16 protein-coding genes and 2 pseudogenes are annotated in these 23362 nt (G+C 38.1%); 7 read left to right on the top strand and 11 right to left on the bottom strand.

Annotated features, from left to right (window positions below):
• Nucleotides 1-63: 63 nt before the first annotated feature.
• Nucleotides 64-1653, top strand: a complete 1590-nt coding sequence (gene prfC, locus JP36_RS07945; protein ID WP_039173683.1) for a peptide chain release factor 3 — start codon at nucleotides 64-66, stop codon at nucleotides 1651-1653.
• A 202-nt stretch (nucleotides 1654-1855) separates the two neighbouring features.
• Nucleotides 1856-2569, top strand: coding sequence for a two-component system response regulator ArcA (gene arcA, locus JP36_RS07950; RefSeq protein ID WP_039085918.1), 714 nt, complete (start codon nucleotides 1856-1858; stop codon nucleotides 2567-2569).
• An 85-nt stretch (nucleotides 2570-2654) separates the two neighbouring features.
• Here the strand turns inward: arcA and zipA are convergent, their stop codons facing one another.
• Nucleotides 2655-3737 (bottom strand): cell division protein ZipA, encoded by a 1083-nt coding sequence (zipA, locus tag JP36_RS07955; RefSeq protein WP_039173685.1) that lies wholly within the window; start codon nucleotides 3735-3737, stop codon nucleotides 2655-2657.
• A 159-nt stretch (nucleotides 3738-3896) separates the two neighbouring features.
• Between zipA and JP36_RS07960 the strand changes: the two genes are divergently transcribed.
• Both JP36_RS07960 and cysZ read left to right on the top strand, forming a co-directional pair.
• Nucleotides 3897-4739, top strand: coding sequence for a patatin-like phospholipase family protein (locus tag JP36_RS07960; RefSeq protein ID WP_039173687.1), 843 nt, complete (start codon nucleotides 3897-3899; stop codon nucleotides 4737-4739).
• 13 nt (nucleotides 4740-4752) lie between these two features.
• On the top strand, nucleotides 4753-5499 hold the full coding sequence (cysZ, locus tag JP36_RS07965) for a sulfate transporter CysZ (RefSeq protein ID WP_052119472.1): 747 nt from the start codon (nucleotides 4753-4755) through the stop codon (nucleotides 5497-5499).
• Between the two features lie 96 nt (nucleotides 5500-5595).
• Here cysZ and icd read toward each other — a convergent pair whose 3' ends face one another.
• Entirely contained in the window at nucleotides 5596-6849 is a 1254-nt protein-coding gene (gene icd / locus JP36_RS07970) for an NADP-dependent isocitrate dehydrogenase (RefSeq protein WP_039133171.1), read from the bottom strand.
• Nucleotides 6850-7012: 163 nt separating this feature from the next.
• Here icd and JP36_RS07975 point away from each other — a divergent pair, with 163 nt between their 5' ends.
• Both JP36_RS07975 and JP36_RS07980 read left to right on the top strand, forming a co-directional pair.
• On the top strand, nucleotides 7013-7693 hold the full coding sequence (locus JP36_RS07975; protein WP_039173691.1) for a pseudouridine synthase: 681 nt from the start codon (nucleotides 7013-7015) through the stop codon (nucleotides 7691-7693).
• Nucleotides 7687-8148, top strand: a complete 462-nt coding sequence (locus JP36_RS07980; protein WP_039173693.1) for an NUDIX hydrolase — start codon at nucleotides 7687-7689, stop codon at nucleotides 8146-8148. Before JP36_RS07975 ends, JP36_RS07980 begins: the two co-directional genes overlap by 7 nt.
• A gap of 74 nt (nucleotides 8149-8222) precedes the next feature.
• On the opposite strand, the gene cysK is transcribed toward JP36_RS07980, so the two are convergent.
• The 7 genes and pseudogenes from cysK to prpB form a co-directional block, all read right to left on the bottom strand.
• A complete protein-coding gene (cysK, locus tag JP36_RS07985) occupies nucleotides 8223-9173 on the bottom strand; it encodes a cysteine synthase A (protein WP_039173695.1) in 951 nt (316 codons plus the stop codon).
• A gap of 206 nt (nucleotides 9174-9379) precedes the next feature.
• Entirely contained in the window at nucleotides 9380-11344 is a 1965-nt protein-coding gene (acs, locus tag JP36_RS07990; protein WP_039173698.1) for an acetate--CoA ligase, read from the bottom strand.
• Nucleotides 11345-11621: 277 nt separating this feature from the next.
• Nucleotides 11622-12796, bottom strand: a pseudogene (prpF, locus tag JP36_RS07995) (2-methylaconitate cis-trans isomerase PrpF).
• Between the two features lie 51 nt (nucleotides 12797-12847).
• On the bottom strand, nucleotides 12848-15442 hold the full coding sequence (acnD, locus tag JP36_RS08000) for a Fe/S-dependent 2-methylisocitrate dehydratase AcnD (protein ID WP_039173700.1): 2595 nt from the start codon (nucleotides 15440-15442) through the stop codon (nucleotides 12848-12850).
• Between the two features lie 143 nt (nucleotides 15443-15585).
• Complete coding sequence (locus JP36_RS11790; RefSeq protein ID WP_418904666.1) at nucleotides 15586-16254, bottom strand: citrate/2-methylcitrate synthase; 669 nt, start codon at nucleotides 16252-16254, stop codon at nucleotides 15586-15588.
• A 17-nt stretch (nucleotides 16255-16271) separates the two neighbouring features.
• Nucleotides 16272-16700 (bottom strand): citrate/2-methylcitrate synthase, encoded by a 429-nt coding sequence (locus tag JP36_RS11795; RefSeq protein ID WP_234702172.1) that lies wholly within the window; start codon nucleotides 16698-16700, stop codon nucleotides 16272-16274.
• A gap of 55 nt (nucleotides 16701-16755) precedes the next feature.
• Nucleotides 16756-17643, bottom strand: coding sequence for a methylisocitrate lyase (gene prpB, locus JP36_RS08010; RefSeq protein ID WP_039173702.1), 888 nt, complete (start codon nucleotides 17641-17643; stop codon nucleotides 16756-16758).
• 454 nt (nucleotides 17644-18097) lie between these two features.
• On the opposite strand from prpB, the pseudogene acs (JP36_RS08015) reads away from it, so the two are divergent.
• Nucleotides 18098-20062, top strand: a pseudogene (gene acs / locus JP36_RS08015) (acetate--CoA ligase).
• A gap of 59 nt (nucleotides 20063-20121) precedes the next feature.
• On the opposite strand, the gene JP36_RS08020 reads toward acs (JP36_RS08015), so the two are convergent.
• On the bottom strand, nucleotides 20122-21582 hold the full coding sequence (locus JP36_RS08020) for a catalase (RefSeq protein ID WP_039173704.1): 1461 nt from the start codon (nucleotides 21580-21582) through the stop codon (nucleotides 20122-20124).
• A 321-nt stretch (nucleotides 21583-21903) separates the two neighbouring features.
• On the bottom strand, nucleotides 21904-23331 hold the full coding sequence (locus tag JP36_RS08025; protein WP_039173706.1) for an FAD-dependent oxidoreductase: 1428 nt from the start codon (nucleotides 23329-23331) through the stop codon (nucleotides 21904-21906).
• Nucleotides 23332-23362 lie beyond the last annotated feature (31 nt).

Here is a 23362-nt window from a genome sequence, read left to right on the forward strand (position 1 = left end):
TTCCTCTTGAAGGGAAAGTCATTTTTTTGAATACCTCTTTTATTTCAACAACATATTTACTTTATGACAAATCAAACATTCTTAGAAGAAGTCAATAAACGCAGAACCTTTGCGATTATTTCTCACCCAGATGCTGGGAAAACCACAATCACAGAAAAAGTATTATTGTATGGACAGGCTATCAAAACAGCTGGTACGGTAAAAGGTCGAGGTTCTAATCAACACGCAAAATCCGACTGGATGGAAATGGAAAAACAACGTGGAATTTCCATTACCACCTCCGTAATGCAGTTTCCATATAATGACTGTTTGGTGAATTTATTGGATACACCGGGGCACGAAGACTTCTCAGAAGATACTTACCGTACATTAACCGCTGTGGATAGCTGTTTAATGGTTATTGATGCAGCGAAAGGGGTTGAGGAACGCACTATTAAACTAATGGAAGTCACTCGTTTACGAGATACGCCAATTCTTACATTTATGAATAAACTCGACCGCGATATTCGTGATCCAATGGAGTTATTGGACGAAGTGGAAAATGTTCTGAAAATTAATTGCGCCCCCATCACTTGGCCAATTGGTTGCGGTAAATTGTTCAAAGGAGTATATCATCTTTATAAAGATGAAACCTATTTATACCAAACTGGTCAAGGACACACTATTCAGGAAGTTCGTATTATCAAGGGACTAAATAATCCAGAATTGGATCAAGCCGTCGGTGATGATTTAGCACAACAATTGCGCGATGAATTGGAATTGATCCAAGGGGCAAGCAACGAATTTGATTTGGATGCTTTCCTTAAAGGTGAATTAACACCGGTTTTTTTCGGAACTGCACTTGGTAATTTTGGGGTAGATCATATGCTAGATGGGTTAACACAATGGGCTCCAGCACCACAATCTCGCCAAACTGATGTACGCACTGTGGAGGCCACTGAAGAAAACTTTTCCGGCTTTGTATTCAAAATTCAAGCCAATATGGATCCAAAACACCGCGACCGTGTCGCCTTTTTACGAATTGTTTCCGGTAAATATGAAAAAGGAATGAAACTCCGCCATATCCGCATTGGAAAAGATGTCGTCATCGCTGATGCCTTAACCTTTATGGCTGGTGATCGTAGTCACGTAGAAGAGAGTTATGCTGGTGACATAATTGGCTTACATAATCACGGTACAATCCAAATCGGTGACACCTTTACCCAAGGCGAAGAATTGAAGTTTACCGGTATTCCAAACTTTGCGCCAGAGTTGTTCCGCCGTATTCGTTTGAAAGATCCGCTAAAACAGAAACAGCTACTGAAAGGACTGGTTCAACTTTCCGAAGAAGGAGCTGTTCAGGTTTTTCGCCCATTGATTAACAATGATTTAATCGTGGGTGCTGTGGGTATTTTGCAATTTGACGTAGTGGTAGCACGATTAAAAACGGAATATAACGTAGAGGCTATTTATGAAACGGTCAATGTAGCAACTGCCCGGTGGGTAGAATGTTCAGATAATAAAAAATTTGAAGAGTTTAAACGCAAAAATGAGCAACATTTAGCCTTAGATGGTGGCGATAACTTAACCTATATTGCACCAACAATGGTGAATTTAAATCTTACTCAAGAACGTTATCCAGATGTTGTTTTCTTTAAAACAAGAGAACATTAATTTCCCTTTCTTCCTTAGTATTTCTCTTTTGAAATACTAAGGAAAAATTATTGTTCAATCTTCTGACTTAGATCATAAAATTTCCCTATAATGTAACAAATTTAACATTTATTATTGTCGCAATGTGTTCGTATCGTTAAAATATTGGGCAATTTTTGATTTGATGAATAATTTATTAAATTTGATTTTTAAGGATATAGCTATGACACCTAAAATTCTGATTGTCGAAGATGAAGCGGTGACGCGTAACACGCTTAAAAATATTTTTGAAGCAGAAGGCTATCGGGTTTTTGAAGCTGTTGATGGTGCTCAGATGAACCAACAACTTTCTGCACAAAAAATAAACTTAGTCATTATGGATATCAATCTTCCGGGTAAAAATGGTTTATTACTAGCACGTGAATTGCGTGAACAAAACAATATCGCATTAATGTTTTTGACTGGTCGTGACAATGAAGTAGATCGTATTCTTGGTTTAGAAATTGGTGCAGATGATTACATCACAAAACCCTTTAATCCAAGAGAGTTAACAATCCGCACTCGTAATTTGTTACAACGTACAATGCAGGATAAAAACGCTAATAACCAAAAGCATATTGAAAAATATCAATTTAACGGTTGGACATTAGATATCAATAGCCGTACCTTGATTAATCCTGAGGGGGTAGCACAAAAACTGCCACGCAGTGAATTCCGTGCAATGCTCCACTTCTGTGAAAATCCTGGAAAAATTCAAACTCGAGATGATTTATTGAAAAAAATGACCGGACGTGATTTGAAGCCTAATGACAGAACTGTTGATGTCACAATTCGCCGTATTCGTAAGCATTTTGAAGAACATCCGGATACACCAGAAATTATTGCGACTATCCACGGTGAAGGTTATCGCTTCTGCGGAGATTTAGAGCCTGTTTAATCACAAAACCTTAATGAATAAACCAGCAAAAAATAGCACCTTATGTTATGGTGCTATTTTTATATCCAATGTTTCTAATACTTTACTATTGAGAATTATCAGGTGAACCTAATATCTGCAAGTAGTAATCACGACTGTTATCATCAAAAAGTTCACGTTTATCATTTAACACAAAACCATTCAATTTTTCCGCTAACGTTTCCGCTGCTCTACATAACATTTTAAAGTTTACAATATCGTTCGCTGGTGACGGTAACCGCATAAATAATGTTAATCCAATAGTAGAAAAATTCTCCATATTATTAGGGTCAAATGTTCCTGGCTGTACCATATTTACCACACTGAAAATAACTTTACTTTTCACGCTGTTCACATCTAAATGGCGATGATAAATATTATATTCACCAAAAATAAAACCAAGTTCATCTAAAATCTCCTGAATGTGGACACCATAAAATTGACGATTTTCTGGTGCAACCACATACAACATAATAAAATCAGGTTTTTTCTGAGGTGGTTCATTTGAACCTATACTGCTCTGTTCTTCAGTAGAAACAGGTTGATGAGGCTGTTCTGTTTCTGCTTGTACTGTATTTTCCTGCTGTTGTTGATATACCGCCCTCACTTCCACCTGAGAAGTAGGTTCAACAACCGATCCTTTTGATGCTTCATAAGAAACTGTATTCTGCACAGATGCATTCATTTTTACAGTTTCAGTATTATTGAGATGATTTGATGTCGTTGAATTAGGCAAAGTAATTTTAATACTTTCAACACTTCTTGCTGTTCTTTCTTCATAATTCGGTGTTATAGTTTCCTGTTCATCCAACGGTAATTGGGTTTGATACGGCGAAGGTTGAGTCATAGGCTGAACTGTATCAACCGATTGTTGCATCGGCTCTTTCACCATTCCATAATTTGTTTGCTGAGATTGCCGAGTTACTGGGGCTGCATTTGGGGAATAAGCGTTATGAGATGTTTGTACATCTTGACCATAAACCGAAGCTTGTGCTTGTTGTGGTGATTGTGGGGGACGATGCTGACGCTCAAATTGCTGGGCAGATTTTACAAACTGCGCTTTTTCACGACGGCTAGACCAAACTCCGTGCCCGATTAGAACACCTAATGCAAGCACTCCAAGCAGAATTAAAATTTGCTGTAAATCCATTGTAACTCACCCAATTTATTTATGGCTAAAACGTTGATTATTGTAGCGTAAACGCCTATTAGCTTACCATATTTTTTCCTTCTTGTTTGCAAAAACCTACATAGACATTCTGTAAAGTTATCGCTAAGATCAAAAATCCGTAAAATAGGAGAGGAGAAAATGAAAGTAGGCCTGGTATTAGAAGGCGGAGCAATGCGAGGATTATATACCGCCGGCATTCTAGATGTTTTTTTAGAACAAGATATTCACGTGGATGGCATTGTTGGTGTATCAGCTGGCGTTTTATTTGGTGTAAATTATCCATCAAAACAGAAAGGTCGTGCCTTACGTTACAACTTAAAATATTTAAATGATAAACGTTATATGGGGTTACACAGCCTTATCACCACCGGCAATATCGTAAACAAAGATTTTGCTTTTTATGATTTGCCAATTAATATCGATCGTTTTGATGAGCAAGCATTCATTGACTCCGGAATTGATTTCTATGCCACATTAACAAATATCGATACTGGTCAAGCTGAATATGTCAAACTATCGCATATTTTTGATCAAATGGAGGTTTTACGAGCCACTTCTGCAATGCCTTTTGTTTCTAAAATAGTGGAAATTGATGGAAAACGCTATTTAGATGGTGGAATTGCTGACAGTATACCGTTAAAAAAATGCCAACAATTAGGATATGACAAAATTATTGTTATCCTTACTCGCCCATTAGGCTATCGTAAAAAAGCGGTTAATCCATTATTATTTAAATTATTTTATGGGAAATATCCAAATTTAGTCACTAGCTTGGAACAACGTTATCTCAATTATAATCAAAGCATTGAACAAGTTATTACAGCGGATAATAAAGGTGAAATTTTTGTTTTTAGACCTTCAAAAACACTGTCAATTAAACGAATTGAGAAAGATCCTATCAAAATTCAAGCAATGTATGATTTAGGCGTAGACGATGCACATCGGGCATTGACAGACTTAAAACATTATTTATCACATTAAAAATAAGGAAAATATCGTGAATTACTCAGAAATCAAACAAGGATGGCACTATTTTGTAATAGGCTGGCATTTAATTCGCCAAAAAGGGTTAAAACGCTTCGTTATTATACCTATTCTGCTCAATATTTTATTACTCAGTTTTGTCTTCTGGTTATTAATGAACCAAATTGGTGATTTAACCAGTTGGATGCTCTCTTTTATACCGGCGTGGTTGGATTGGCTAAAATATATTATTACCGCTTTAGCCGTCATAACGATCCTGTTAGTCTACTATTTTATTTTTACAACATTAGCTGGGTTTATTGCTGCACCATTTAACGGATTGCTTGCGGAAAAAGTAGAAATGTTACTGACCAAACAAGGAGGAAATAACGATGGTATTATAGATTTCATCAAAGATTTACCTCGAATGATGAAACGTGAATGGCAAAAATTATGGTACAGCTTGCCTCGTTTTATTTTGCTCTTTATTCTTGGTTTTATTCCGGCTTTCGGACAAACTATTGTTCCTGTGCTATTTTTCTTGTTCACCGCTTGGATGCTTGCTATTCAATATTGTGACTATCCGTTTGATAACCATAAAATAGCTTTTTTACAAATGCAGAAACAATTAGCACAGCATCGTGTATTAAACGTAACTTTCGGTAGTTTAGTTGCCGTCTGCACATTTATTCCATTATTAAATTTCATCGTAATGCCTGTTGCGGTTTGTGGCGCAACTGCGCTTTGGGTGGATAAATACAAACCGCTCAATCAGTAATCAAACCACAATCAAAAAATTTACCAAAACAAAAAGTCTTGCTTTCATTTAGTAAAAACAAGACTTTTTTCAAACGATATCAATTTAGCGAAACGCTTATGCCATATTGGCAATAATATCATCAGCAAAGCCGTCGGTGGAACGCAAAGTTGCACCTTCCAACATATCTGCGAAATCTGCGGTTACTGTCTTATTGGCAATCGTTTTAGAAACGGCATTCACCACCAAATCTGCAGCTTCAAACCAGCCTAAATGACGAAGCATCATTTCACCGCTTAAAATCAATGACCCCGGATTACCGATATTTTTACCGGCAATTTTCGGAGCAGTACCGTGAGTTGCTTCAAAAATCGCTGCTTCTGTACCAATATTTGCTCCCGGTGCAATACCGATACCGCCCACTTGAGCCGCTAACGCATCTGAAATATAGTCACCATTCAAGTTCAATGTTGCAATGACATCATATTCTGTCGGATGAAGAAGCACTTCTTGCAAGAAAGCATCTGCGATACAATCTTTAATCACGATTTCTTTGCCGGTTTTCGGATTAGTCAATTTCATCCACGGGCCTTTATCAATTAAAGTTGCGCCGAACTCCTCAGCCACTTGGTAACCCCACTCTTTAAATGCACCTTCGGTAAATTTCATAATATTACCTTTATGTACAATAGTTAAAGAATCACGATTGTTATCAATCACATACTGCAATGCGGCACGCACTAAACGTTGTGTACCCTGTTTTGAAACCGGTTTAACCCCAATTCCGCAATCTTCAGGGAAACGAATTTTCTTCACGCCCATCTCTTTTTGTAAAAACTCAATCACCTTATTAGCTTCTGCTGAACCGGCAACCCACTCGATTCCGGCATAAATATCTTCAGAGTTTTCACGGAAAATCACCATATCAACCAATTCAGGATGTTTAACCGGACTTGGTGTGCCATCATAATAACGAATAGGACGCAAGCAGTTATAAAGATCCAAACCTTGACGCATCGCCACATTCAAAGAACGAATACCGCCACCAACTGGTGTCATCAAAGGCCCTTTAATTGCAACGTGATATTCACGAATTGCCGCAACGGTTTCATCTGGTAGCCAAGTATCACCACCATATAATTGATTTGCTTTACCACCAGCATAAATTTCCATCCATTGAATTTTACGTTTACCGCCGTAAGCCTTTTCAACAGCAGCATCAATCACTTTCTTCATCGCCGGCGTAACATCAACACCAATACCATCCCCCTCAATAAAAGGAATAATAGGTTGATCTGGAACAATTAATTGACCATTTGCATTAAGTTGAATTTTTTCGCCTTGAGTTGGTTTTTGGATATGAGTTTGCATAATTTGCCCTTTTCAGTTAGAAAAAAAGAAAATCGCTGATTGTCTTTGCCATTTACAAAAGTAAATGCAATCAGTAATACAGAAAATGGCTTTTAGTATAAAATAAACTACATAATAGACAAGTTAACTACATCACATTTTTAACATTTTTTTAAAAACTATTATGGAAAAATTTTATCCTCATCGTAAAAAAACAGGTTATCGGCGCACTGAAAAACCAAAATTGCATTTAGAACAAATTAAAGTAGTGCTTTTTAATAAGCCATACGATGTGCTGACACAATTTACTGATGAACAAGGACGCAAAACTTTAAAGAGTTTTATCCATATTCCCAATATCTATCCTTGTGGGCGTTTGGATCGTGATAGCGAAGGGTTATTGTTATTAACTAATCACGGAGAAATTCAACATCGATTAACTACACCAACATTTAAATCGAAAAAAACTTACTGGGTTCAAGTAGAAGGTATCCCGTCCGAACAAGATCTTGAATCGTTACGGCAAGGTGTCATTTTGAAAGATGGGAAAACATTACCAGCAATAGTCAAATTAATTCCACCACCACAAAATTTATGGCAACGCAATCCGCCAATTAGGGAACGAAAAACTATTCCAACCAGCTGGTTAGAGATCTCTATTCACGAAGGCAGAAATCGTCAAGTTCGGAGAATGACTGCACATATCGGTTACCCAACTTTACGACTAATCCGCATAGCAACCGCTGGTTTGAATCTTTTCGATTTTCCTCAACTACAACTTGGCTGCAGTTATTCATTAAATCCGAACGAAATAAAACAATTATTGACTCGATTAAAACTTAAAATTAAGGAGCAACTATGTTAAATCCACGTATTACAATGGCTTGCGTTGTGCATTGTCAGGATAAGTTTTTATTTGTTGAAGAGTTTGAATATGGCAAGATGACACTCAATCAGCCCGCCGGTCATCTTGAGGAAAATGAAACTTTATTAGAAGGGGCAAAACGTGAATTGTTTGAAGAAACCGGTATTACTGCCGAAATGCAACAATTACTAGGCGTTTATCAATGGCACGCTCCTCGTTCAGGAAAAGACTATTTCCGTTTTGTTTTTATTGTCGAATTAGAAAAATGTCTGGAAACACAACCGCACGACAAAGACATCAACGGTGCATTATGGCTAACAATTGATGAGTTTCAGCATTATATTCAACAACCCGGTAATGCTGCTCGTAATCCGTTGGTTTGGCAAGCATTACAAGATTACATTGCCGGAAAACGTTTCCCTTTGTCGGTATTACAATGTTTTAATTTTACTTAAGCAATTTGTGAGCATTGCAGATATAAAAAGACAGACTGCTATTAAAGCAGTCTGAATGATTATTTTATAATTAATTAAATTTCAATATCAGCGAAAAGAGGGGTACTTAAATAACGTTCCACTGCAGAAGGCAAAATTGCTACAATTAATTTATCTTTAAACTCTGGTAATTTTGCCAAACGATCAGCTGCCGCCACTGCCGCACCGGAAGAAATGCCAACTAATAAGCCCTCTTTTTCCAATAATTTACGTGCGGTTTTAATCGCTGTATCGCTATCCACTTTTTCTACACGATCAATTAAAGACAAATCAAGATTTTTGGGAATAAAGCCGGCGCCGATACCTTGAATTTTGTGTGAGCCTGGCTTTAATTCTTCACCTGCAAGATATTGCGTAATCACCGGCGATTCTTCCGGCTCAACTGCTACGGATATAATATTTTTCTTTTGATCTAATTTGATGTATTGAGAAATACCGGTAATTGTACCGCCTGTTCCCACGCCAGCAACTAAAACATCAATTTTACCTTCACTATCGTTCCAAATTTCAGGACCTGTAGTCTGACGATGAATTGCAGGATTAGCTGGATTTTCAAATTGTTTTAGCATTACATAGCGATTAGGATCAGAATTCAAAATTTCTTCCGCTTTAGCTATCGCCCCTTTCATTCCTTTTGTGCCTTCAGTCAATACAAGGTTTACACCTAAACTTTTAAGCAATTTTTTGCGTTCATTACTCATTGTTTCCGGCATTGTAATGGTGATTTTATAACCTCTTGCCGCTGCCACATAAGCAAGAGCAATACCGGTATTACCGCTGGTTGCATCAATAATTTCTTTATCTTTGGTAAGAATGCCATCTTTTTCCGCCTGCCAAACCATATTGGCACCGATACGGCATTTCACACTAAAACTTGGATTTCTACCTTCTACTTTTACTACTAAATTTCCATTTTGACCAAAGTGTTGTAAACGCACTAACGGTGTATGCCCGATACTTAATGAATTGTCTGCATAAATAGTCATAATTGCTCCTAAATAATCTGTTTTATCTATTTGAATAGACTTAGATTACTCTTAACTGACACATATGAATAATGGTTATTGGCTATATTTTATAACTAAAAAGAATATTGATGATTTTTGTTATAATATCTGCTGTTTAATGCGCATAAAAATTTGTTGCTTACACAAAAAAGCCCTGAATAATCAGGGCGTTATATCGTTAAATATTACAGAATTTGCCGTTGTAGCTGTCCAATAATTTGCGGATTTTCTAAAGTAGAAACATCTTGGGTAATCACTTCATTTTTCGCAATAGAACGCAATAGACGGCGCATAATCTTGCCGGAACGAGTTTTTGGCAAGTTGTCAGCAAAGCGAATATCTTCAGGTCGTGCTATTTTACCGATTTCTTGAGATACCCACTGTTTCAACTCTTCTGCCACTTGTTTTGCTTCATCATCATCAATGAAAGCTTGATTAAGCACTACAAACGCTACTATCGATTCACCTTTAATTTCATCCGGTTTACCAACTACCGCTGCTTCGGCAACTTTTTCATTCGCTACTAATGCTGATTCAATTTCCATTGTGCCTAAACGATGACCAGAAACATTCAATACATCATCCGTTCGTCCTAAAATCCAGAAATAACCATCTTCATCACGGTGCGCGGAGTCACCGGCAACATAGTATTTGCCACCCAACTCTTCAGGAAAATAAGTTTTTTTATAACGTTCATCGTCATTCCAAATAGTACGTAACATTGACGGGAACGGACGTTTAATCACTAACATACCGCCATTACCATTCGTAACTTTATTGCCTTCTTCATCAACGACATCTGCCATAATGCCTGGTTGTGGTAATGTACAAGAACCTGGTTTCAACGCAGTAACTCCCGGCAAAGGTGATAACATAATTGAACCTGTTTCCGTTTGCCACCAAGTATCCACAATAGGACATCTCTCCTTACCAATAACCTGATAAAACCACATCCAAGCCGATGGGTTAATCGGTTCACCAACACTACCTAATAAGCGCAATGAGGAGAGATCATATTTCTTAGGGATATGATCACCGAAACGTGTCAATGAACGAATTAAGGTTGGAGAAGTGTAGAAAACATTCACTTTATGACGCTGAATAATACGCCAAATACGACCTGCATCCGGATAACTCGGTACACCTTCATAAATCACTTGCGTTGCACCATTTGCCAAAGGCCCGTAACAAACATAAGAGTGACCAGTGATCCAACCCACATCGGCACTACACCAATACACATCATCCGCTTTGTTATCAAAAATATTACGGAAGCTGTTAAGTGCGCCTAATAAATAACCGGCAGTGCTATGAACAATGCCTTTTGGTTTTCCGGTTGAGCCAGAAGTATAAAGAATAAAAAGTGGTTCTTCCGCATCCATCCACTCCGGTTCACAAAAATCCGGTTGATCTTTAGAAAGTTCGTGCCACCAAAGATCGCGCCCCTCTTGCCACGGAGTATCGATATTTAAACGATAATAGACGATTACTTTTTCAATTGAATCACATCCCATTTCAAGCGCACTATCTACCGTTTCTTTTAATGGGATAATTTTTCCACCACGTAAGCCTCCATTAGCTGTAATCACCATTTTAGCCTGAGCGTCTTCAATACGATCACGCAAAGCACTTGCTGAAAATCCTCCGAAAACAACGGAATGGATAGCACCGATTCGGGCACACGCCTGCATTGCAATCACAGCCTCTGCTAACATTGGCATATAAATCACAATACGGTCACCTTTTTTCACTCCTTGTTCACGCAGCGCATTAGCAAAACGGCAGACACGGTTGTGTAGCTGTTTATAGGTGTAAGTATTGACCTGTCCGAAATCTGATTCAAAAATAAGAGCAACTTTATTGCCTTTATCCGGAAGATGACGATCCAAGCAGTTATATGAGGCATTAAGTTTGCCATCAATAAACCATTTATAAAACGGTGCATTACTGCCATCAAAAATAGTCATAAACGGTTTTTTCCAACTAATTAATTCTCTAGCCAAATCTGCCCAATAATGTAGGTAATCTTCATCTGCAAATTTCCATAATTGTCGGTACTGTTCATCATTGCCGATGTTCGCTTGTTGTCGAAATTCATCACTTGGTGGAAAAACTCGATCTTCTTTTAAAATTGAATCTAATTGTTGCATAGGGTTCTTCTCCTCTATTGATGGATAAGCAAGCGATGCACCACATTACGAATCGCCAATGAAACTTTTAAGTTATACAAAAGTTAAAAAATAAGCAATTTAAAGTTAATTAAATGTTTGATGCATAGATCACATTTTTGAAAAAATTTTTGTTAGAATGAGAAAATTTACAAAAATAAGTAAGGAATGAGTTTAAATATTAACCAAAATATGATTAATAATTAGATTTATATTGGAAGCCGAGCATAAACACTCGGCTTTATCGGCTTTAAAAGATTCAGAAAGTGTCTGCCGGCACAAACACATATCCTTCCATCAGAATTCTGGCACTACGGCTTAATGTTGCACTTTTCACAACTGGCTTACCATTTTGATTTTCAATGATTGCTCCTACTTTTAAGGCACCTGATGGATGCCCGAATGTAACGCTTTTTTTCTCACCCCCACCGGCAGCCAAATTAACCAAAGTTCCAGAAATGCAAGCTGCAACACCAATTGCAACAGAAGCTGTTCCCATCATTGCGTGATGCAATTTTTGCATAGATAACGCTCGCACAAGCAGATCAATGCTATCCGCTTTTACCTCTTTACCGCTTGAAGTAATAAAATCTTTTGCCGGTGCGACAAAGGCAATTTTAGGCGTATGCTGTTTGGATTCAGCCTCTTTCTCATTGGCAATCAAGCCCATTTTCAATGCACCGGCAATTCTAATCCGTTCAAATCTATCTAATGCCGCTTGCTCACTATTAATATCACGCTGTAATTCTTTCCCTGTATATCCGATTTCATCAGCATTCACAAAAATCGTCGGGATACCAGCCGTGATTAAGGTAGCCTGAAGTGTACCAATTTCAGGTACTGTCAAAGTATCAACCAAATTTCCAGTTGGAAATAAGGCATCATTCGGATCAACTGGTTCTACAAATTCCAAGACAATCTCTTCCGCTGGAAAAGCAACTCCGTCAATATAATAATCTCCGATTTCTTTCACTACACCATTAACCATTCTGACATAGCAAAAAATCGTTTTCTTGATATTAGCCTGCCAAATTCTTACGCAACAAACTCCATTTTCCGGAACATTCTCCACCAAACCTTCTTTAATGGCAAAAGCCCCTACTGCACTGGACAAATTGCCACAATTACCACTCATATCAACAACATCTTTATCAATAGCGACTTGACAAAAATAGTAATCGACATCGTGGTTAGCAACTGTGCTTTTTCCAACCAACACAACCTTAGATGTAGAAGAAGTTGCGCCCCCATTCCATCTATTTGTTGTTTATAGAGATCTGGACTACCTACAATTCGTTGTACCAATTTATCCCGTTTTTTAGGATCTTGCCGTACCTCTTCGGGCAGATCCGCTATATTGATAAATGTACCTTTTGAAGTGCCACCACGCATATAGGTCGCTCTGATTTTAATTTGCGGTTTATACTCACTCATAGATTTCCACCTTAAAACAAAATAGTTTATTTATTGTTTTCGGATTACTATTTATTGTGCATTGACAACATCTTTCGCAAATTTCTGCAAAATGCCACCGTTTTTATACACCTCAACTTCAGCCGATGTATCCAATCTACATAAAACAGGGAATTTAACCACTTCGCCATTACTTCTTGTCATCACGACAGTTAAATCACATCTTGGCGAGATTTCACCTTCAATATCAAACAGTTCACTACCATCAATAGCATAAGTATGGCGAGAGTCACCGGCTTTAAATTGCAATGGTAATACCCCCATTCCAACTAAATTCGTGCGGTGAATCCGCTCTATTGATTCGGCAATCACCACTTCAACACCAGCCAATCTCACCCCTTTTGCTGCCCAGTCACGTGAACTGCCCTGTCCATAATTGATGCCGGCAATGATAATTAAAGGCTGTTTTTTCGTCATATAATGTTCTATCGCTTCCCACATTCTGGATTCTTTGCCTTCAGGCATAATTTTAGTGAGCGATCCCTGTTTAACACTGCCATCTGCATTTTTGACCATTTCATTAAATAATTTTGGATTCGCTAGAGTTGCTCGCAATGCGGTATTGTGATCGCCGCGGTGAGTGGCATATGAATTTAAATCGGCAACTGGCAACCCCATTTTTAAGCAATATTCGCCCGATGCAGAAGTAGGCAAAATTGCATTCGATGGCGACAAATGATCGGTTGTAATGTTATCTGGGAAAACACCCAACGCTCTCATTCCTTTCAATGCCGGCATTTGCATATATTCCGCTTGCCAATACGGCGGTTTCTGAATATAGGTGGATTGTTTATTCCAAGGATAAAACAGGCTCATATCTTTTCTGTTGCTGTCATCTTTAATAAACATTGGAATATAAACATCATTATACATTTCCGGTCTAACGTATTTTTTCTCAATCGTATCGATCTCTTCGTCCGTAGGCCATAAATCCGCTAATTTAATACTGTTTCCAGCCGCATCCTTACCTAATTCATCATTTTCAATATCAAACCGAATTGTTCCCACCAATGCATAAGCGACTACTAATGCTGGTGATGCCAAAAATGCTTCTTTAACATAAGGGTGAATTCTACCGTCAAAATTTCTATTGCCGGATAATACGGCTGTGGAATAAATATTTCTCTCAAGCACTTCCTGTTGAATTTTCGGATCAAGTGCACCAGACATCCCATTACAAGTAGTACAAGCAAAACCAACTATACCGAATCCTAATTTTTCTAATTCCGGCAATAACCCAGCGGCTTTGAGATAAACTTCTATCACTCTAGAGCCTGGTGCTAATGAGGATTTTACCCACGGTTTTCTCTTCAAACCAAGCTGATTGGCCTTTTTTGCCACCAATGCTGCAGCAATAATATTACGCGGATTGGAAGTATTAGTGCAGGAAGTAATAGCAGCAATTAAAATAGCACCATCCGGAAGTTTATCGTCTTTTGGTGGTAATGGTTTGGCAATACCTTCTGCTTTTAATGTTGTCGTCGGCACTAATTTATGCGGCTTCGATGGTCCAGCCAAACTTCTTACAACTGAACTTAAATCAAATTTTAAGGTTCGTGCATAAGTGGCGTCACTTAAACTATCCGCCCATAACCCATTCGCTTTGGCATAGGCTTCTACCAATTTGACTTGCTTTTCTTCTCTGCCGGTTGTTCTTAAATAGGTGAGCGTCTGTTCATCAATAGCAAAAATACCGGCGCTTGCTCCATATTCAGGTGTCATATTAGCAATAGTAGCCCGATCACCTAAATTTAAATATTTAATGCCTGAACCATAAAATTCTAAATAATCGGAAATCACATTATTTTGTCTTAAAAACGAAGTTAATGATAATGCAATATCGGTTGCTGTAATTCCTGCTGCCCGAGTACCTGTAATTTCAACACCAATAATTTCCGGCACTCTCATATAGGAAGGATTTCCCAGCATCACATTTTCTGCTTCCAAACCGCCCACACCAACGGCGATAACGCCTAGAGCATCAACGTGAGGTGTATGTGAATCTGTTCCAACTAGCGTATCGGGAGAAGCAACGCCATCATTTAAGTGGATAACCGGTGACATTTTTTCCAAATTAATTTGATGCATAATACCATTGCCCGGTGGAATCACATCCACATTATTAAAAGCTTGTTTTACCCAATTGATAAAATGAAATCTGTCTGCATTTCGTCTATCTTCAATTTCACGATTTTTTCTAAAGGCATCCGGATCATATCCGCCACACTCGACTGCAAGGGAATGATCTACAATAAGTTGTGTCGGCACGACCGGATTGACTTTTTTAGCATCGCCACCCTTTTCTGCCACTGCTTCACGCAATCCAGCCAAATCAACAAATGCGGTTAAGCCTAAAATATCGTGACAAATCACACGAGATGGATACCAAGGAAAATCTTTATCCGTTCTTTTTTCTATTAATTGAATCAGAGAATCTTTTAAATCTTCTTCAGGACATTTTCTTAATAAATTTTCTGCCAACACTCTTGAAGTATAATTTAATTTAGAAAATGAATGAGGGGAAATATCTTCTATCGCCGATTTAATATCATAATATTTAACACCGGGCATATCCGGTAAATCTTTGAGATATTTTTTATTGTTCATCGTGATCTCCACAGATTGCTTTCATTATTGTTCACAGCGGATCATTCTATTTTTAATCGGACTTTTCAGGGTAATGTCATTATTACCCTGTACCACAAATCACGATAAATTAAGTTAGCAAAACTGCTAACTTAATTTTAGCTTTATTCTCTTTCTGATAAAGGAATAAATGCTCTTGGTGCCGGGCCGGTATATTCAGAATTAGGTCGAATAATTTTATTATTTGCTCTTTGTTCAAATGCGTGTGCAGCCCAACCTGCGGCACGAGACATAATAAATAACGGCGTATAATATAAACGTTCAATTTCCATATAGTGATAAATTAAACCACCAAAGAAATCGATATTATCCGGTAAACCTTTTTCCGCTTTTACTTTGTCACGAATCGCTTTAGCAATATCAAATAATTTCGGATCAGACGTTTCCAACTCTTTCAATTCTGAAGCCAACTCAAACCCGACCGGTGATCTTGGATCCAAATCACGATAAACGCGATGACCGAATCCCATAATTTTTTCTTTTCTGGCAAAGAGTTCGTCAACGGATTTTAACGCTTGTTCCACGCTATCAAATTGCAATACAAATTTAACCGCAACTTCATTAGCACCACCGTGTAAGCGTCCTTTTAAGGCAGCAATACCAGCAGTGATGCAGGAATAAATATCGGATAAAGTAGAAGCCGCAATTCTGTTGGCAAAGGTAGAGGCATTGAATTCGTGTTCAGCATAAAGCGTTAACATTGCATTCATTGCTTTAACTTCAATATCTAACGGTTTTTTCACTTTTAATCTTTCTAAGATATAACCTGCCATTGTAGTTTGCTCGGAAATCAGATCGATCTCCTTACCGTGCTTATGCCAGTGATGCCAATAGATAAGATAAGAAAAGAAGGGAGCGCACCTAATAAGCGAATCGCTTTCGGTAATTGATCTGAAAAATCCTCTTTTTCCGGTTCAACACACCCCAATGCAGAGGTTGCTGTTCGCATAACATCCATTGGATGGGAAGAAGCCGGAATTGACTTAAGTACATTCTTAACTGCAATCGGTAACTCTCTTGCAGCAATAATTTTTCTTCTAAAGTCATTTAATTGTTTCTGATTAGGTAATTCGCCAACTAAAAGAAGATAAGCGACTTCTTCAAAATCCGCTTTTAATGCCAGATCCTGTATCGCATATCCACGATAATTCAAACCATTTCCTAATCCACATGTACAGATTGCAGAACTTCCTGCGGTAATGCCCGCTAAACCACTCATTTTTGCCCCCTTAGTAGCATTTGATGAATTTCAGATAGAAAGCCTTACTTCTCAACTACTTGGCTTTGCCTTTGGAAAATAATTCGTCCATTTTTTGCTCATAAGCGTGATAATTCAACATATCGTATAATTCCATCCTTGTTTGCATGGTATCCAACACATCCTTTTGTGTTCCTTTCTCTTTCAATTCTTGATAAACGTGTAATGCAGCTTTATTCATTGCTCGAAATGCAGATAATGGATACAGCACCATCGACACACCAACCGAAGCCAACTCATCCACTGTAAATAAAGGTGTTGCACCGAATTCGGTAATATTGGCTAAAACCGGTACCTTTACCGCCTCAACAAACTGTTTGTACTCTTCCAACGTATGAATTGCTTCCGCAAAAATCGCATCCGCTCCAGCCTCAACATAAGCTTTAGCACGAGAAATTGCTGCTTCCTGACCTTCACTAGCGTGCGCATCTGTTCTCGCTATAATAAAAAAGTCCGGATCCAATTGTTGTTTTGCATCCACTGCCGCTTTGATGCGATCACACATTTCTTCTGTGGAAACCAATTCTTTATTCGGTCTATGGCCACATCGTTTCGCCGCAACCTGATCCTCAATATGTAAACCGGCTGCTCCTGCTCTGATAAATTCTTTAACTGTTCTAGCAACATTAAATGCGTGCCCCCAACCGGTATCTGCATCGACAATCAACGGTGTATCACAAACTGCGGTAATACGTCTGATATCAACATAAACATCTTCGATCATTGTCATTCCCAAATCCGGTAATCCATAAGAGGCATTGGCAATCCCACCACCTGATAAATAGATTGCTTTATGCCCCACTCTCGTTGCCTGCAAAGCCTGATAAGCGTTAATAGTTCCAACAATTTGTAATGGTGATGTTTGCTTTAAAACTTCTCTAAATTTTTTACCTGCACTGTTCATACATATATCCTCAAAATAAAGTTAAATTTGGGTATGTATAATTTCTATACACAAAGAATGTAGCATTTTAATTTATTTGTTTGAAACATATTTTTAATAAAAAATTAATAAAAAATAAAAATTAACATTTATTAAATTTGTTTAAAATTTGCTATTAAATTTGATTAACCTAGTTTATTAATAAAAATAAAATCAATAAATTCATAAAGATAAAACAATAAAACCAATATTTTTTTATTAACTCTTTAGCGTTAATATCCTTTTTTAAAGATTTATTTTTATTTCTTTTTAATCACATTTTTTAAAAATGTGATCTATATACCAAAATTTAATTAACTTTTATTTGATCATTTTTTAACTTTTATATAACGTAATAAAAACAAAGGCAAAAATATTTGGCGATTCGTCAGCAGTGCATCGCTTTTTTTATCCACCATCGATAAAGGAGATGATTATGCAGCAAATAGATTCTGTTCTTAAAGAAACTCGTGTTTTCCCGCCAAGTAATGACTTCCGTCAACAGGCAAATATTGGCGATGACGAGAAATACCAACAATTATGGGATTTTGCCGATAAGGATTATGTGAATTATTGGGCAGATCTGGCACGAGAACTCATCAGTTGGAAAAAACCGTTTGTAACGCCGTTTGACGGCAGCAATGCGCCGTTTTATAAATGGTTTATTGATGGAAAACTCAATGTTTCTTGGAACTGTTTGGATCGCCATTTACCGGATAAAGGCGACAAAATTGCGATTTTGTTTGAATCTGATTTTGGTCAGGTCAATACTTACACCTATAAACAGCTACACAATCGCGTCTGTCGTTTTGCCAACGCTTTACGTGAACAAGGTATCAAAAAAGGTGATCGCGTAATTATTTATATGCCGATGATCGTTGAAGCGGTGATTGCAATGCAAGCGTGTGCAAGAATCGGAGCAATTCACTCTGTCGTATTCGGTGGTTTCTCCGCCAGTGCTTTACGTGATCGTATTGAAGATGCTCAGGCTAAAATGGTGATTACTGCTAATGGTAGCTTACGCGGCGGTAGAATTATTCCATTAAAAGAGATTGTTGACGAATCATTGGAAATCGGCTGAAAATCTGTTGAAAAAGTCATTGTTTATTACCGTTTAAATGTTGACACTCCGTGGAATGAAGAACGTGATTTTTGGTGGCACGAATTAACAATGCATCAACCTGATTTCTGCGAACCTGAATGGATGGATGCAGAAGATCCATTATTTATTCTGTATACCTCAGGGTCAACCGGTAAACCAAAAGGCATTGTTCATAGCACTGCCGGTTATTTATTAGTGGTTATTCATCACTTCCGCAATTTGATGGATTATAAACCTAACGATGTATTTTGGTGTACCGCTGATGTAGGTTGGATTACTGGTCACTCATTAGTCTGTTATGGCCCGCTTTCAAGCGGTGCAACCCAAGTGTTGTATGAAGGTGTGCCAAGTTATCCGGATGCAGGACGTATTTGGCGTATTATTCAACGTCATAAAGTAACCGTTTTCCATACTTCACCCACTTTACTTCGCTCGTTAACACGTTTCGGCGATCAAATTCCGAAAAAATATGCTCTCTCTTCATTGCGTTTACTTGGTACGGCAGGTGAACCGATTAACCCGTCTGCCTGGATGTGGTATCACGAAGTGATTGGAAAAGGTAAATGCCCTATTGTCGATACTTGGTGGCAAACTGAAACCGGTACAATTATGTTATCACCATTACCTGGTATTAACCCATTAAAACCGGGTTCTTGTGCCCTACCTCAACCGGGTATTATGGCGGACGTTGTCAATGAACAAGGTGAAAAAATTGAAAAAGGTAAAGGTGGCTTATTAGTGATTAAACGCCCTTTCCCTTGTATGGCTCGTACTATTTGGAATGACGATGAACGTTATAAGAAAACCTATTTCCCTGAAGAGTTAGGAGGTAAATATTATGTAACCGGCGATACTGCCTATCGTGATGAATATGGTTATTTCTGGATTTTAGGAAGAACGGATGATGTTATTAACGTTTCTGGTCACCGTTTAGGTACAATGGAAATTGAATCTGCATTAGTGGCAAATGAAAAAGTAGCCGAAGCGGCAGTGGTTGGTAAACCAGATGAAATTAAAGGTGAATCAATTGTGGCATTTGTGGTGCTTAATCAGGCAACCATTGACGATGATGAAGCCAAACAGGTGGCAGAAGAGTTGAAATTATGGGTATCTCAAGAAATCGGTAAAATTGCCCGACCTGAAGATATTCGTTTTGCCGACAATTTGCCGAAAACTCGATCCGGCAAAATTATGCGTCGCCTACTACGTTCTATTGCGAAAAATAAAATGATTACACAAGATGTTTCAACTTTGGAAAACCCACAAATTATCGGTCAGTTACAACGTCAAATTCTATGACCTAAAAACAACATAACCCTCAAAAAAATCGGGAAATATTTCCCGATTTTTTATTAAATTTATAAGCCCAATGCTTTTCTTACGCCTTCTCCATATTCAGGATCACATTTCGTACAGTTATCAATATGACGTTGCTTAATAAAATCAGGAGCATCGCCCATTGCTCGAGCGGTATTTTCAAATAACGCTTGCTTCTGTTCTGCTGTCATCAAACGGAACAAAGCACGGGGTTGGCTAAAATAATCATTATCATCTTCACGATAATCCCAGAAATCCGCATCACCGTTAATTTTAAGTGGTGGTTCTTTATATTGAGGTTGTTGTTGCCACTGTCCAAAACTATTCGGTTCATAATGAGGCAAACTACCATAGTTTCCATCCACGCGACCTTGTCCATCACGATGATTACTATGTACCGGACAACGTGCTCTGTTCACCGGAATTTGATGATAATTTACACCTAAACGATAGCGTTGTGCATCTGCATAGTTAAATAGACGCGCCTGCAACATTCTATCAGGAGAAACACTAATTCCCGGAACTAGATTACTTGGTGCAAATGCAGATTGCTCAACATCTAAGAAAAAATTCTCCGGATTACGGTTTAACTCAAACTCACCAACTTCTATCAGAGGATAATCCTTATGTGGCCAAACTTTGGTTAAATCAAATGGGTGATAAGATACTTTTTCTGCATCCTGTTCCGGCATAATTTGGACATACATCGTCCATTTTGGAAAATCACCACGCTCAATCGCTTCATATAGATCACGCTGGTGGCTTTCACGATCTTTACCAATTAAAGCTTCCGCTTCTGCATCTGTTAAATTTTTAATCCCTTGTTGAGTTTTAAAATGGAATTTTACCCAAAAACGCTCATTCTCCGCGTTGATAAAACTATACGTATGTGATCCGAAACCATTCATATGCCGATAACTTGCCGGAATACCACGATCACTCATAACAATAGTGATTTGATGAAGCGCTTCTGGTAACAATGTCCAGAAATCCCAGTTATAAGTAGCTGAGCGTAAATTTGTTCGCGGATCACGTTTAACTGCTTTATTTAAATCAGGAAACTTACGTGGATCACGAATAAAAAAGACTGGAGTGTTATTACCCACCAAATCCCAATTTCCTTCTTCAGTATAAAATTTTAAAGCAAATCCTCGAATGTCTCGCTCTGCATCTGCCGCTCCACGTTCACCTGCTACGGTCGTAAAACGGGCAAACATTTCTGTTTTTTTACCAACTTCACTAAAAATTTTAGCTCGAGTATATTGTGTAATATCGTGTGTTACCGTAAAAGTACCGAATGCACCAGAACCTTTAGCGTGCATTCTGCGTTCAGGAATTACTTCTCTAACAAAATTAGCCAACTTCTCCTGTAACCAAATATCTTGTGCCAATAATGGGCCTCGAGGACCTGCGGTTAAACTGTTTTGATTATCTACCACCGGCGCACCGAAATCCGTGGTTAGATGGGTTACCGGGCATTTCCCCTTGAATTTTTCACTCATAATATTTTCTCCCTGATAGTATGATGTCTTCATTTTTACGATAAAAATGAGACTAAAAAATTATATTTACTATAAAAAAGGATACTTATATTAAATTAATAGGTTAATAACAAACATTATTAATTAGTTTTAAAAATCAATAATATAAAAATCAATAGAATTAATCTTTTAAAATAATAGAAATTATAGAATACTTGATACGGAGCCAAGTGAATTGAAATATACCTGACAATTTACCTTTTCAAGGGATAATACCGTCCGGCATAAAAAATCTGCACTTCAAGAAAACTTAAAGTGCAGATAATATTGTTATTCGACTATTTAAATACCAAAATAATCCAAAATTCCTTTAGCTGCATCTCTGCCTTCCGCTATTGCGGTAACAACTAAATCAGAACCTCTGGTTACATCACCACCGGCGAATACTTTCGGATTAGCGGTTTGTTGCTTAAATTCACCTTTTGCTTCAATACGTCCTCGAGCATCGGTAGTAACACCAACATCGACAAGAAACGGCATCTGATGTGGTGCAAAGCCGAAAGCAATGATCACTGCATCACAAGGAATAATACGTTCACTACCTTCAATGATTTCTGCTCGACGACGACCATTTTGATCCGGTTCACCCATTGTTGTTTCCACTACTTCAATGCCGGTAACGCGACCGTTTTCAGTATGAACAGCAACAGGTTCTGCTGCAATTGCCACCGGTTGGGCATTAAATTGAAACTGCACTCCCTCTTCTTTCGCATTAATAAACTCTTTACGGCTTCCCGGCATATTGGCTTGATCTCGACGATACACGCAAGTAACTTCAGTAGCCTGTTGACGTATAGAAGTACGAACACAATCCATTGCAGTATCGCCACCGCCCAGCACTACCACACGTTTTCCAGCCATAGAAACATAATTATCCGGGTTTTGCCCTAGTAACTGCTGTGTATTGGCGATTAAAAAAGGCAATGCAGAATAAACGCCTTCCGCATCTTCATTCGGAATATTGGCTTTCATTCCTTGATAAGTCCCTACCCCAAGAAAAACGGCATCATACTGTTCAATAATCTCGGATAACTGAATATCTTCACCAATATTGACTCCCAATTTAAACTCAATTCCCATTTCTGTGAAAATTTCACGACGGCGTTTCATCACCTCTTTCTCAAGTTTAAATGCAGGAATACCGTAAGTCAGCAGACCACCAATTTCAGCCTGACGCTCATAAACTGTAACAGCAACACCATTTCTAATCAGCTGTTCTGCACAGCCTAATCCTGCCGGACCAGCACCAATTACCGCTACACGTTTTCCGCTTTTTTCAACATTTTTGACTTTAGGCCGCCAACCCATTTCAAATGCCGTTTCAGTGATATATTTTTCAATATTACCAATCGTTACCGCACCAAATTCAGCATTTAAGGTGCAGGAACCCTCACACAAACGATCCTGAGGACAAACTCGACCACATACTTCAGGTAATGTATTAGTTTCGTGTGCCAATTCTGCAGCTTCAATAATGCGTCCTTCATAGGTTAACTTTAACCAATCCGGAATATTATTATGTAACGGGCAACGATGTTGGCAATATGGGTTACCACAAGCCAAACAGCGATCAGCTTGTGCTTTTGCCTGTGATTCATCAAAAATTTGATAAATTTCAATAAATTTTGTTTTACGTTGTTCTAACGATTTTTTCTGAGGGTCAATCCTAGGTAAATCAATAAACTGATAAATATTTCCTTGCTGGCTCATTGTTTTTTCCTTTTACTTGTCTGAGAGCGAC

The organism is Gallibacterium genomosp. 1 (genome assembly GCF_000771875.1).
Classification (GTDB): Bacteria; Pseudomonadota; Gammaproteobacteria; order Enterobacterales; family Pasteurellaceae; genus Gallibacterium.